Consider the following 12,118-nt stretch of genomic DNA (forward strand, 5'->3'; position numbering starts at 1 on the left):
TGCGTGCGACCGAAGCCGTGAAGCCAACCGAAGTGCCCGGCGCGGCGGTTGTGCCGCTCCAGTACGCCGTGCCGGGCACCGGCGGGGTCGGACCCGCCGGGGCGGTGGGGGCGATCGAGCGGGTGCTGCTGGACGGGTTCGACCCGGAGGCGGCACCCGCCCGGTCGGCCGTACCGGTGCCCGCCGGCGAACTGCTGATGATGCCGGCCGCCGCCGGGCCGTACGCCGGCGTGAAGATCGCCGGGGTCGCGCCCGCCAACCCGTCGGCCGGACTGCCCCGGATCACCGGCAGCTACCTGCTGCTGGACGGGCCCACCCTCCAGCCGCTCGCCCTGCTGGACGGCGCCGCGCTCACCGCGCTGCGCACGCCCGCCGTCACCGCGGCCGCGCTGCGGCGGCTGGCCGTGCCGGAGGCCGAGCACCTGGTGCTGTTCGGCTCCGGACCGCAGGCGTACGGGCACCTGGACGCCCTGCTCGCCGTCCGGCCGCTGCGCCGGCTCACCGTGGTGGCGCGCAACGCCGAACGGGCCGGGGCGCTGGCCGATTACGGGCGGAAGCTCGGGCTGGCGGCCGAGGTCGGCGACCCGCGCGCGGTCCGCGAGGCGGACCTGGTGGTCTGCTGCACCACCGCGCGCACCCCGCTGTTCGACGGCGCCCTGGTGCCCGCCCACGCGGCGGTGGCGGCGGTCGGCTCGCACGAGCCGGACGCCCGGGAGGTGGACGAACTGCTCGTCCAGCGCGCCGAGTTGTACGTCGAGGCGCGTACCGTCGCGGAGCGCGAGGCCGGGGACCTGCTGATGGCGGGCGTGGCCGGGCGGCAGCTGTGGAACCTCGCCGAACTGGTGCGCGGCGACGCGCTGGTGCCCGACGGGCGGCCGCGGTTCTTCAAGAGCGTCGGGATGGCCTGGCAGGACCTGGCCGTCGCGGCGGAGGTGTACCGGGCCGCGTCCTAGGGCGTGTCTTCAAACTCGCGTCTGCGGGGCGACGCCGGGGCACGTACCTCGCCGCGTTGTCGTCGGTCGCCAATGCTCCGCAGTGGCTCCCTCCTCCGCCTTGCGATGCACGCACCCCAACGCCGCCCCGCCCGCCCTCCGGGCGGACGACGGGAGTTTGAAGACACGCCCTAGCGGTTCAGTCGCCCAGGAAGACGAGCCAACTGCCCGGGGTGGCGGCGCAGTTGGCGAGCAGGTTGCGCAGTTCGCGGACGGCCGCCCGCTGCTCCCCGGTGGTGCAGCGGGCGAGCAGGGCGGTGGCCTCCTCGAAGGCGGCGCCGGCGTCCTGCTCGTTGAACGGGGTGTCCCCGTACGGGTCGATCCGGCCGAGCCGGTGGCGGGTCGGATCGGTGTGCCGGGCCAGGGCGGAGGTGAGGGCCTCGCCGGGGCTCGACAGGTGCAGCAACCTGGCGCTGGTGCGGCGGCCGCCGTTCGGGCGGCCGTCGTACAGCGCGATGTCGATCGACACGGCGTTACTCCTGGTGGTGGTCGGGAGTTGTGGAGCCGGAGCCGGTGCAGCGGGATGGGATCCCCCGCTGCACCGGCTCCTCACGTTTTCCGGACGTTTTCCGGCAGGCTCCCGGGCGGGCGGTCCGGTTCCGCGCGTCAGGTCGGGTTCCGCGCGTCAGGCCCGGTCGTCGGCGTAGGCGGTGAGCAGGCGGGCCAGGTGCTTGCCGGTGACCAGCAGCGGCTCCTCGCTGCGGGCGACCTGGGCGGCGAGCTCGGCGCCCTCCAGGGTGCTGATCACGGTGCCGGCCAGCTCGCGGGCGTCCTGCTCGCCGATGCCGGCGGCGAGCAGCCGTTCCGTCACGACGGCCCGCCAGTGGGCGAAGGCCTCGGCCACCGCCTCCTCGATCACCGGCACCCGGCCGATCGTCTCCAGGGCGGTGCTGGTGATCGGGCAGCCGTCCTGCCAGTCGGACGCGCGCAGTTCGGTGGCGAGCAGCCGGGTGCAGGCGGTCATCGCCTCGCCCAGGTCCGGTGAGGAGCCGAGCCCGGCGTGCAGCATGACGGCGAACTCCTCGTCGCCGTGCCGGATCGCCTCGGCGGCCAACTCCTGCTTGCCGCCCGGGAAGAAGTGGTAGACGGAGCCGAGGGTGGCCTCGGCCTCGCGGGAGATCTGCTTGATCCCGGTGCCCTCGTACCCCTGGCGCTGCAGCAGCCGGGAGGTGGCCCGGACGATCCGCTCCCGGGTGCCGGGCTTCGCTTCGGCCCGCGCGCCGTCCTTCGGTGCGGCCTTCGCCGGGGCCTTCGCAGCGACCCTCACGGCGGCCTTCGGGTCGGCCTTCGCGGGGGTCTTCTCGGGCGTCTTCACGGCGTGATCCTAGCCGAGATTCTAAGTAGAGCGTTCGTTCCAGTCCTGTGCTAGCGTCGGCTCCGGCGCTCTGGATAGAGCGTTCGTTCTAGGCATTCGTCCAGTGGAGGGGAACACGCATGTCCGTGGAGCAGCAGGCGAAGCGATCCGTGACGGTGATCGGGCTCGGCCCGATGGGGCAGGCCATGGCCCGGGCGTTCCTGGACGCCGGGTACGCCGTCACGGTGTGGAACCGCACGGCCGGACGGGCCGACGAACTCGTCGCCCGGGGTGCGCAGGCGGCGCCCAGCGCGGAGGCGGCGGTGGCGGCGAACGAACTGGTGGTGCTCAGCCTCACCGACTACGACGCCGTGTTCACCGTCCTGGAGTCGGTCGAGCCGGCGCTGAAGGGGAAGGTGGTCGCGAACCTCAGCTCGGACACCCCCGGGCGGGCCCGCGACGCCGCCCGCTGGCTGGCCGAGCGCGGCGCCGGGCACCTGACCGGCGGGGTGCAGGTGCCGCCCTCGGGCATCGGCAGCCCCGAGTCGTCCACCTTCTACAGCGGCCCGGTCGAGCTGTTCCGGCGGCACCGGGCCGCCCTGGAGGTGCTCACCGCGGCCGACTACCGGGGCGACGACCCCGGGCTGGCCCAGCTGTACTACCAGATCCAGATGGACCTGTTCTGGTCCTCGATGGTCGGCTACCTGCACGCCACGGCGGTCGCCGAGGCCAACGGCATCACCGCCGAGGAGTTCCTGCCGTACGCCCTGCCCACCGCCGCGCTGCTGCCGCGGATGATCGAGTTCTACGCGCCGCGGATCACCGCCGGGGACCACCGCGGGGACGTCGACCGGCTGACGATGGCACTCGCGAGCATCGAGCACGTCCAGCACACCGCGGAGGACTCCGGGGTGGACGGCGCCCTGCCGGCCCTCCTCGCGGAGGCGGTCCGGCGGGGTGTGGCGGACGGGGACGGTGCGGCCAGCCTGAGCACCCTGGTGGGGCGGTTCCGCCGGGCGTAGCCCTCCGCAGGGGCCTCCGGGCGGGCCTCCGGGCGGATCTTCGTACGGACCTCCCGGGCGGACCGGAAGATCGTGTGCCGTCGGCCGTTGTCACGGCCAACGGCCGCTGTCACCATGGCGTTCGGCAGGAGGAGGGGCCGGTGCGGCGGGTCGGTGACGGGTGTTCGAATCACTGGCTGTTGCGCACGCAACGTAACGTGACATTGTACGCTGGTGTTCTGCACCCACCCGGAGGAACACCATGGCCGACCTCAAGTCCCGCACCCTGATCTCCGTACAGGAGCGGCTTCGCGACCAGGTCGCGCACGCACTCCGGGCAGCCCTGATCTCCGGCGAACTGCGCCCCGGCGTCGTCTACTCCGCCCCCGCGCTCGCCGCCGACTTCGGCGTCTCCGCGACCCCCGTCCGCGAGGCCATGCTCGACCTCGCCCGCGAGGGCCTGGTCGAAGCCGTCCGCAACAAGGGCTTCCGCGTCACCGAGCTGACCGACCGCGACCTCGACGACTTCACCGAGATCCGCGCCCTGATCGAGGTCCCGACCGTCGGCCGGGTGGCGCGCACCGCCACCAAGGAGCAGCTGGAGCGGCTGCGCCCGCAGGCCGAGGCGATCGTCGCGGCGGCCCGCAAGCACGACCTGATCGGCTACCTGGAGGCCGACCGCCAGTTCCACCTCGACCTGCTGGGACTGGCCGGCAACTCGCGACTGGTCGAGGTCGTCGGCGACCTGCGCAAGCGCTCGCGGCTCTACGGCCTCAACCGGCTCGACGAGCGCGGCGAGCTGGTCTCCTCGGCGGAGGAGCACCTGGAGCTGCTCGACCTGCTGCTCGCCGGCGACGCGGCCGGGGCCGAGGCCTGCATGACCCGCCACCTCAGCCACGTCCGCTCCCTCTGGGCCGGCGAGGAGAAGCCCGCCGAACCGGAGCCCTCGGCCCTGCGCCTGCGGTCCGGCCGGGGCTAAACCGCTCGTTCGGGTGAAAACTGAGGATCGGGCGCCGAAAGGCGTGCCGGTTCTACGATGATGCTCTCGACATCGGCAGCCAGGAGGAAATCCATGTCCGCCGCAGCAGTGGAAGAGCCCATGGAGCAGCCGACGCTGCTCGAAGCCGCTGAGCTGATCTCCAACCAGTTCACCGGGCACCGGGTCGAGATCGTCGGGAGCCAGATCACCGTGACGCCGCCGCCGAACGCTTCGCACAGCAAGTCGCTGAGCCGCCTGATGCGCGTGCTGTTCCAGGCCGGCCTCGATGGAGGCGGGACCGAAGTCCTTCAGGGCGTCGGGATCTGGCTGCCGGATGGGCCGTCGGACTATGCGATTCCCGATCTGGTGGTTGTCGACGCCGATATCGACGATCACCTGATCGAGTACAACTGCTACGACCCGGCCGTCTTCCGGCTCGTTCTGGAAGTCACCTCGTCCAACCACAGCGATGACTTGAAGAGGAAGCCTTTCGTCTACGCGTCTGCCGGCGTGCCCGTCTACGTGATCGTGGATCGCGCGAATCAGCGAGTCATGGTGCTCACCGATCCGCGGGACGGCGAATACCGGGTGCACGCCGTCCACCACCCCGGGCAGTCCTTCACCCTGCCGGAGTCGATCGGAGCGTCGGTGACGCTCTCGGTGGACGACGTGCTGACGGCCAAGAAGTAGGTCAGAGCGCCGCCGCCGGGAGGGTCAGCCTCCCGTCGTGGACCTCGGCGATCTGGTCGACGGCCGTCAGGTGGGTGCGGTCGTGGGTGACCAGGACGGTGGCGGTGGCCCGGCGGTGGGTGAGGTCGGTGATCAGGTCGAGGACGGCGGCGCCGCGTTCGTGGTCGAGGGCGCTGGTGGGTTCGTCGACCAGCAGGACGGTGGGGTCGTTCATCAGCGCGCGGGCGATGTTGACCCGCTGGCGCTGGCCGCCGGAGAGCTGGTGGGGCCGGCGGGCGGCCTGGTCGCGCAGGCCGACGGCGTCGAGGAGTTCCAGGGCGCGGGGGAGGGCGCCGCGCGGGGGGCGGCCGTCGAGGTGGGCCATCACCTGCAACTGCTCCACGGCGGTGAGCGAGGGCAGCAGGTTGGCCTGCTGGAAGACGATGCCGATCCTGGTGCGGCGCAGCGCGGTGAGGTCCGCCCGGCTGAGGCCCGCGGTGTCGGTGCCGTCGACGACGACCTGCCCGGAGTCCGGGGTGATCAGGGTGGCGGCGACCGCGAGCAGGCTGGACTTGCCGGAGCCGGAGGGGCCGACGACGGCGGTGAGCGTGCCCTTGGGGACGGTCAGCGAGACCTCGTCGAGTGCCGTGAGCCGGCCGTCGCCGTCCGGGTAGGTGAGGGTGATGCGGTCGAGGACGAGACTCATCGGGCGCTCCCGAGGGCGGTCAGCGGGTCGACGGAGGTGATCCGGCGGATGGACAGGGCCGCGCCGATCGCGCCGAGGGCGATCATGACGGCGGCGGGCAGCAGGACGGTCGGGGCGTCCAGGACGAAGGGGACGGCGGAGCCGATCAGCGCGCCGAAGCCGGACGCGATCGCGGTGCCGACGACCGTGCCGAGCAGCAGCAGGAGGACGGCCTGGCCGAGGGCGTCGCGCAGCAGGTAGCGGGTGGAGGCGCCGAGGGCCTTGAGGACGGCGATGTCGCCGCTGCGCTGGATCGTCCAGACGGTGAAGAACGCGCCGATCACCAGGGCCGAGATGGCGAACAGGAAGCCGCGCATCAGCTGGAGGGAGCCGTTCTCGGAGGTGTAGGAGCCGATCGCGGCGAGGGCGTCGTCGCGGGTGCGGGTCTCGGTGCCGTGGCGGGCGTCGGCGGCGGCCAGGTCGGCGCCCTTGGCGGTGTCGAGCGCGATGACGGTGGCGTGGCCGGCGCCGCCGGGGGCGGCCTGCTGCCAGTCGCCGAGGCTGGTCCAGATCACCGGGGTGTGGCTGTACGCGGCGTCGCCCTCGACGGCGGCGACCCGCAGTGGGTGGCCGGCCAGGGTGAAGTCGGCGCCGGGGGCGAGGCCGCCCAGGTTCTCGGCGGCGGTCTTGGACAGTACGGCCTGGCCGGGGGCGATCCGGCTGCCCTGCGGGGCGAGTGCGGAGCCGTCCGGGACGCCGAAGGCGGAGAGTGCGGCGGTGCGCTGTCCGGCGGCGGCCTTGGTGGTGGTGATGCCGATCGGCTGGGCGGAGGTGACGCCGGGCTCGCGGGCCCAGGCCTGCCACTGGTCGGGGGTGACCTGGGAGTCGGTGAAGGAGAGCTTCTGCCCGTCGGCCGGCTTGCCGAAGACCAGGTGGTCGGCGGGCAGGCCGGTGATCGCGGAGATGTTCTGCCGGCCGAGCCCGGCGGTCAGCCCGGACAGCAGGCCGACCAGCACGGTGATCAGCACGATGACGGTTCCCATCAGGGCGAACCGCCCCTTGGCGAACCTCAGGTCCCTCCAGGCGACGAACACGACGGGGCCTTCCTCTGGGCAGGTGGTTTCGACACTTCCACCGTCCTGGACGGGAGGGGTCCGGGGCATCGCGCCGGGGATTGCATCCTGGGCATCAAAGGGGAGAGCCCGAGTTCAACCTTTTGATTGATGCCGGGTGCCGGGCTAGGAACTTAGGCTGGACGGATGGCGACCGAACGATCCAGAACCACCCCCGTCGCCCGCGTCCTCCAGGTCTGCCTGCACCTGCTCGTGGCGGGCCTGCTCGCGCTCGCCGTCGCCCGGGCCGTCCTCGTCGACCGGGGCGGCGATCCGGCCGCCGTCGCCGCCGCGGCCACCGCGATGGCCGCCGTCTACACCGTCGGGCCGCAGCTGGCCGCCGTGCGCCGCTCCCGGCGGGCGGCCGCGCTCTGGCTGGCGCTGCTCGGTGTCACCTGGGCGGGCGTGCTGATCACCACCCAGGACGGCGTCTGGCTGGCCTTCCCGCTGTACTTCCTGGAGCTGCACCTGCTGGGGCGGCGCGGCGGGCTGGTCGCCGTCGGGCTGACCGCCGCCGCGTCGATCGCCGCGTGGTCCTGGCACCAGCACAGCTTCAGCTTCGCGGCCTCGATCGGGCCCGCGCTCGGCGCGGCCGTCGCCACCGCCACCGTGCTCGGCTACCAGGCGCTGTACCGGGAGAGCGAGGAGCGCCGCCGGCTGATCGACGAGCTGACCGCCGCCCGCGCCGACGCCGCCGCCGCCCACCACGCGGCCGGGGTGCTGGCCGAGCGGGAGCGGCTCGCCCGGGAGATCCACGACACCCTCGCACAGGGCCTCAGCTCCATCCAGCTGCTGCTGCGGGCCGCCCAGCGGGCCCTGCCGGAGCGCACCGAGACCGCCGCCGGGTACGTCGAGCAGGCGCGGCAGGCCGCCCAGGACAACCTGGACGAGGCCCGCCGGTTCGTCCGGGCGCTCACCCCGCCCGCGCTGGACGGCGACCCGCTGCCGGTCGCGCTGGAGCGGCTGTGCGCGACGACGACGGCGCAGAGCGGCCTGCCGGTGAAGCTGCACGTCTCCGGCGCCCCGGTCCGGCTGCCGGCCGCGGAGGAGGTCGCGCTGCTGCGGATCGCGCAGTCGGCGCTCGGCAACACCGTCCGGCACGCGGGGGCCGCGCGGGCCGAGGTGACACTCAGCTACATGGAGGGTGAGGTGGCACTGGACGTGTACGACGACGGGGCCGGGTTCGACCCGGCGGCGGTCGCCGGCCGCACCGGCGGGGACGGCGGCTTCGGGCTGCCGTCGATGCGGGCCCGGGCGCGGGCGCTCGGCGGCGGCTTCACGGTGGAGTCGGCGCCCGGGCAGGGTACGACGGTGGCGGTGCAGCTGCCGGTCACCCCGGAGGCCGGCCAGTGATCCGGCTGCTCATCGCCGACGACCACCCGGTGGTGCGGGCCGGGCTGCGGGCCGTGCTGGAGTGCGAACCGGACTTCGCGATCGTGGCGGAGGCGGCCACCGCCGAGCGGGCCGTCGAACTGGCGGCCGAGCCGGGCGTGGACGTGGTGCTGATGGACCTCCAGTTCGGGCCGGGATCGGCCATGAACGGGGCGCAGGCCACCGCGGCGATCACCGCCCGGGCGGGCGCGCCGCGGGTCCTGGTGGTCACCACGTACGACACCGACGCGGACACCCTGCCCGCCCTGGAGGCGGGCGCCACCGGCTACCTGCTGAAGGACGCGCCGCCGGAGGAGCTGGCCCAGGCCGTCCGGGCCGCCGCGGCGGGGCGCAGCGCGCTGGCGCCCAGCGTGGCGGACCGGCTGCTGGAGCGGATGCGGACGCCCGCGGCGGCGCTCAGCGCCCGGGAGACCGAGGTGCTGGGGCTGGTCGCGGACGGGCTGACCAACCAGCAGGTCAGCCAGCGGCTGCACCTGAGCCAGGCCACGGTGAAGTCCCATCTGGTGCACATCTACACCAAGTTGGGCGTGGACTCGCGCACGGCGGCGGTGCGCGAGGCACGGCGGCTGGGGCTGATCCGCTGAGCGTAGGGTGGGGGTGTTCCGTGCCCGTGGCAGTGTGAGGAGCGCCTGATGACCGTCCGTCTCGACGAGCTCGCCGTACCGGTGATCGCCGCCCCGATGGCGGGCGGGCCCTCGACGCCCGAACTGGCGGCGGCGGTGAACCGGGCCGGCGGGCTGGGGTTCCTGGCCGGCGCCCTCAAGACCGCCGGGGCGATGGCCGAGCAGATCGCGGCGGTACGGAAGTCGACCGACCGGCCGTACGGGGTGAACCTCTTCGTGCCGGGCACGCCCGGGGACGCGGCGGCCGTCGCGGCGTACCGGGAGCGGCTGCGCCCCGAGGCCGAGCAGTGGGGCGTGACCCTGCCGGGGGAGATCGGGCCGGACCGCGACGACTGGGAGGCCAAGCTCGCCCTCCTGCTCGCCGACCCGGTGCCGGTGCTCTCGTACACCTTCGGGCTGCCCACGGCCGAGGAGGCGGCGGCGGTGCGGGCGGTCGGCACGACCCAGGTCGCCACCGTCACCACGCCCGAGGAGGCGCGGGCGGCGCAGGCCCTCGGGATGGACGCGCTGTGCGTGCAGGGCCCGGAGGCGGGCGGCCACCGGGGCACCCACCGGGTGACGGACCGGCCCGGGGAGCAGCCGCTGCTCGAACTGCTGGCCGCCGTACGGGAGGTGACGGCGCTGCCGCTGATCGCCGCGGGCGGGCTCGGCGACGGCGCGGCCGTCGCGGCCGCGCTGCGGGCGGGGGCGGTGGCGGTGCAGTTGGGCACGGCGCTGCTGCGCTCGGACGAGTCCGGCGCCTCGGCCGCCCACCGGGCGGCGCTCGTCGAACTCCCGGAGACGGCCGTCACCCGCGCCTTCACCGGCCGCCCGGCCCGCGGCCTGCGAAACGGCTTCATCGACCGCCACGGCCCGTACGCCCCGCCCGCCTACCCCGAGGTCCACCACCTCACCGCCCCCCTCCGCGCCGCCGCCGCCCGCCGCGGCGACACCGACGCCATGCACCTCTGGGCCGGCACCGCCCACCACCTGGCCCGCACCGGCCCGGCGGAGCGGATCATCGCCGACCTGTGGCAGGCAGCGCGCGGGTAGTCGGTCGGGGGCGCGCAGGACCCGGCGTGTTGTCCCTCGCAGGGGTGGATTGAGCGGGAAAGCGCGCGGTAACGTATAAGGGCAAACTTAATTTGGTTCCATGTGGGAGATCACACTCATCGGTCCGGTGAACGACTGGTTCCTGGACATCGCTGTCAAGGACCCGGACACGGCCGACCAGATCGCCGACGCGATCGAGTTGCTCGCCAGGAGGGGGCCACTGCTCGGGCGCCCGCTGGTGGACCGGATTCATGGAAGCAGGTTGCACAACCTGAAGGAGCTCCGGCCCGGCTCGGCGGGGCGCTCCGAGGTTCGAATGCTCTTCGTCTTCGATGTCGAACGGGAGGCCGTCATCCTGGTCGCCGGCGACAAGAACGGGGAGTGGTCCCGGTGGTACGACATCAACATCCCGCTGGCGGAGGCTCGCTATGAGCAGTACGTCGAGGAGAAGGACAAGGGAGCGTGAGCATGACGAGCCGTAGTTGGACCGAGGTGTGGGCTGAGGCGCAGCGGATCAACCCCTGGCTGGCCTCGCCGGAGGCGGAGGCCGACCGGGCTCGGATCCGAAAGGAGAACCTGGCCCGGATCCGCGGCTACGAGCTGGCCGAGATGCGGAAGTCGGCCGACCTCACCCAGAAGGAGGTGGCGGCGCTGATGGGAGTGAGTCAGGCGCGGGTGTCCCAGATCGAGCACGGGCAGGTGGACAGCCTGGACAACCTGCGGGCGTATTCGGCGGCGATCGGCGGCGAGGTCGAGGTGATGATTCGGCGGGGGGAGCGGACGATCAAGGTGGCTTGACCGTCCGCTCCTGGCGGCCTCCTCAGGACAGCAGGGTCGCCATCCAGGACTCGACGTCGGTGGCGGTGCGGGGGAGGGCGCCGGACATCAGGTGGGCGCCGTCGGGGGTGATGACGAGGTCGTCCTCGATGCGGATGCCGAGGCCGCGGAGTTCGGCGGGGAGGGTCTCGTCGTCGGGCTGGAGGTAGAGGCCGGGTTCGACGGTGAGGACCATGCCCTCCTCCAGGGTGGCGTCGAGGTAGCGGTCGGCGCGGGACTTGGCGCAGTCGTGGTAGTCGAGGCCGAGCATGTGGCCGCTGCCGCAGAGGGTGTAGCGGCGGTAGAGGCCGTTGTCCTCGGCGAGGGCCTCTTCGGCGGAGACGGGCAGGACGCCCCAGTCGGCGAGGCCTTCGGCGATGACCCGCATGGCGGCGCGGTGGAAGTCGCGGAACCGCGCGCCCGGGCGGAGGGTGGCGATGCCGGCGCTCTGGGCGGCGAGGACGAGGTCGTAGGCCTGGCGCTGGATCGGGGTGAAGGTGCCGCTGAGCGGCAGGGTGCGGGTGATGTCGGCGGCGTAGAGGGTGTCGGTCTCGACGCCGGCGTCCAGCAGGAGGAGGGAGTTCGGGTCGAGGGCGCCGTCGTTGCGGATCCAGTGCAGGACGCAGGCGTGGGCGCCGGAGGCGGCGATGGTGGTGTAGGAGGTGCCGTTGCCCTCGGCGCGGGCGCGCAGGTCGAAGACGCCCTCGATCCAGCGTTCGCCGCGGTGGTGGCGCAGTGCGGTGGGCAGGGCGCGGACGACGTCCTCGAAGCCGGTGGTGGTGTGGTCGACGGCCAGTTGCAGCTGTCCGATCTCCCATTCGTCCTTGACCAGGCGCAACTCGGAGAGGACGGCGGCGAGTTCGCCGTCCCGCCGGCCGTCGGCGGGCCGTCCGGTGGCCTCGTCGACGAGCGGGTCGGTGCCGGCCAGGACCCGGGTGGGGGGCTGGGGGCCGGTGAGCAGTTTGCCGAGGTCGTCGAGGTGTTCGGTGCGTACGCCGGTGAGTTGGGCGGCTTCGGCGAGGTCGGGCCGGGAGCCGACCCAGAACTCGCCGTAGCGGCGGTCGCGGTAGAACTCGCCGCCGTCGCGCGGTGAGCGCGGGCGCAGGTAGAGGACGGGTTCGTGGCCTTCGGGGCCGGCCGGTTCGAGGACGAGGACGTGGTCGGCCTGGTCCTCGCCGGTGAGGCCGGTGAGCCAGACGTACGCGCTGTGCGGGCGGAAGCGGTAGTCGAGGTCGTTGCAGCGGACCTTGAGCCGGCCGGCCGGGACGACCAGCCGTTCGCCGGGGAAGGCGGCGGAGAGCCGGGCGCGGCGGCCGGGGAAGCGGTCGTGGCCGGGGACGCGCCGGTCGGCGGGGAGCGGGGTGGCGGCCCAGCTGGTGGCCATGAAGGAGGCGAGGGCGGGGGAGACCGGGAGGTCGTGGCTCCCGGTGTTGAGGCCGGTCGGGGGAAGGGTCACCGGTGAACTCCTTGGCGGGGCGGGGGAGATGCTGGCACGGACACAGGTCGGTAACGGGAGCCGTCAC

14 protein-coding genes are annotated in these 12,118 nt (G+C 73.6%); 9 read left to right on the forward strand and 5 right to left on the reverse strand.

The annotated features are described in order from the left end of the window. The first annotated feature begins 17 nt into the window (after positions 1-17). The gene (locus AMK13_RS13030; protein ID WP_338016276.1) at positions 18-953 is read left to right on the forward strand and encodes an ornithine cyclodeaminase family protein; all 936 of its coding nucleotides are present in this window, start codon (positions 18-20) and stop codon (positions 951-953) included. Between the two features lie 178 nt (positions 954-1,131). On the opposite strand, the gene AMK13_RS13035 is transcribed toward AMK13_RS13030, so the two are convergent. Continuing rightward, on the reverse strand, positions 1,132-1,461 hold the full coding sequence (locus tag AMK13_RS13035) for a hypothetical protein (protein ID WP_049656450.1): 330 nt from the start codon (positions 1,459-1,461) through the stop codon (positions 1,132-1,134). Positions 1,462-1,617: 156 nt separating this feature from the next. Then, positions 1,618-2,175: a TetR/AcrR family transcriptional regulator gene (locus AMK13_RS13040; protein WP_074002606.1), complete on the reverse strand. Its 558-nt coding sequence runs from the start codon at positions 2,173-2,175 to the stop codon at positions 1,618-1,620. Between the two features lie 251 nt (positions 2,176-2,426). Here AMK13_RS13040 and AMK13_RS13045 point away from each other — a divergent pair, with 251 nt between their 5' ends. From AMK13_RS13045 to AMK13_RS13055, 3 genes are all read left to right on the forward strand, one after another. Next, positions 2,427-3,308 carry an NAD(P)-dependent oxidoreductase gene (locus AMK13_RS13045; RefSeq protein ID WP_074002323.1) on the forward strand — a complete coding sequence of 294 codons (882 nt, stop codon included), beginning with the start codon at positions 2,427-2,429 and terminating at the stop codon, positions 3,306-3,308. 241 nt (positions 3,309-3,549) lie between these two features. Continuing rightward, entirely contained in the window at positions 3,550-4,266 is a 717-nt protein-coding gene (locus tag AMK13_RS13050; RefSeq protein ID WP_049656453.1) for a GntR family transcriptional regulator, read from the forward strand. Positions 4,267-4,359: 93 nt separating this feature from the next. Further along, positions 4,360-4,956: a Uma2 family endonuclease gene (locus AMK13_RS13055; RefSeq protein ID WP_049656455.1), complete on the forward strand. Its 597-nt coding sequence runs from the start codon at positions 4,360-4,362 to the stop codon at positions 4,954-4,956. Between the two features lies 1 nt (position 4,957). On the opposite strand, the gene AMK13_RS13060 is transcribed toward AMK13_RS13055, so the two are convergent. Then, complete coding sequence (locus AMK13_RS13060) at positions 4,958-5,641, reverse strand: ABC transporter ATP-binding protein (RefSeq protein ID WP_049656456.1); 684 nt, start codon at positions 5,639-5,641, stop codon at positions 4,958-4,960. Next, complete coding sequence (locus AMK13_RS13065; protein ID WP_049656458.1) at positions 5,638-6,714, reverse strand: ABC transporter permease; 1,077 nt, start codon at positions 6,712-6,714, stop codon at positions 5,638-5,640. Before AMK13_RS13065 ends, AMK13_RS13060 begins: the two co-directional genes overlap by 4 nt. 165 nt (positions 6,715-6,879) lie before the next feature. Between AMK13_RS13065 and AMK13_RS13070 the strand changes: the two genes are divergently transcribed. The 5 genes from AMK13_RS13070 (at position 6,880) to AMK13_RS13090 (ending at position 10,577) form a co-directional block, all read left to right on the forward strand. Then, complete coding sequence (locus AMK13_RS13070) at positions 6,880-8,085, forward strand: sensor histidine kinase (RefSeq protein ID WP_049656461.1); 1,206 nt, start codon at positions 6,880-6,882, stop codon at positions 8,083-8,085. Further along, on the forward strand, positions 8,082-8,708 hold the full coding sequence (locus AMK13_RS13075; protein ID WP_049656462.1) for a response regulator transcription factor: 627 nt from the start codon (positions 8,082-8,084) through the stop codon (positions 8,706-8,708). Before AMK13_RS13070 ends, AMK13_RS13075 begins: the two co-directional genes overlap by 4 nt. 48 nt (positions 8,709-8,756) lie before the next feature. Continuing rightward, positions 8,757-9,779 carry a nitronate monooxygenase gene (locus tag AMK13_RS13080; RefSeq protein ID WP_074002324.1) on the forward strand — a complete coding sequence of 341 codons (1,023 nt, stop codon included), beginning with the start codon at positions 8,757-8,759 and terminating at the stop codon, positions 9,777-9,779. Between the two features lie 100 nt (positions 9,780-9,879). Further along, on the forward strand, positions 9,880-10,245 hold the full coding sequence (locus AMK13_RS13085) for a type II toxin-antitoxin system RelE/ParE family toxin (RefSeq protein WP_074002325.1): 366 nt from the start codon (positions 9,880-9,882) through the stop codon (positions 10,243-10,245). Between the two features lie 2 nt (positions 10,246-10,247). Next, a complete protein-coding gene (locus AMK13_RS13090) occupies positions 10,248-10,577 on the forward strand; it encodes an XRE family transcriptional regulator (RefSeq protein WP_074002326.1) in 330 nt (109 codons plus the stop codon). A 22-nt stretch (positions 10,578-10,599) separates the two neighbouring features. Here the strand turns inward: AMK13_RS13090 and AMK13_RS13095 are convergent, their stop codons facing one another. Then, positions 10,600-12,051 carry an aminopeptidase P family protein gene (locus AMK13_RS13095; RefSeq protein WP_074002327.1) on the reverse strand — a complete coding sequence of 484 codons (1,452 nt, stop codon included), beginning with the start codon at positions 12,049-12,051 and terminating at the stop codon, positions 10,600-10,602. Between the last annotated feature and the right edge of the window lie 67 nt (positions 12,052-12,118).

Source organism: Streptomyces sp. CB02056 (genome assembly GCF_001905545.1).
Classification (GTDB): Bacteria; Actinomycetota; Actinomycetes; order Streptomycetales; family Streptomycetaceae; genus Kitasatospora.

Bases quoted from the DNA above. Each gene is read 5' to 3' on its own strand.
- AMK13_RS13045 (WP_074002323.1), top strand. From the start codon at position 2,427: ATGTCCGTGGAGCAGCAGGCGAAGCGATCCGTGACGGTGATCGGGCTC.
- AMK13_RS13050 (WP_049656453.1), top strand. From the start codon at position 3,550: ATGGCCGACCTCAAGTCCCGCACCCTGATCTCCGTACAGGAGCGGCTT.
- AMK13_RS13055 (WP_049656455.1), top strand. From the start codon at position 4,360: ATGTCCGCCGCAGCAGTGGAAGAGCCCATGGAGCAGCCGACGCTGCTC.
- AMK13_RS13060 (WP_049656456.1), bottom strand. From the start codon at position 5,641: ATGAGTCTCGTCCTCGACCGCATCACCCTCACCTACCCGGACGGCGAC.
- AMK13_RS13070 (WP_049656461.1), top strand. From the start codon at position 6,880: ATGGCGACCGAACGATCCAGAACCACCCCCGTCGCCCGCGTCCTCCAG.
- AMK13_RS13080 (WP_074002324.1), top strand. From the start codon at position 8,757: ATGACCGTCCGTCTCGACGAGCTCGCCGTACCGGTGATCGCCGCCCCG.
- AMK13_RS13085 (WP_074002325.1), top strand. From the start codon at position 9,880: ATGTGGGAGATCACACTCATCGGTCCGGTGAACGACTGGTTCCTGGAC.
- AMK13_RS13090 (WP_074002326.1), top strand. From the start codon at position 10,248: ATGACGAGCCGTAGTTGGACCGAGGTGTGGGCTGAGGCGCAGCGGATC.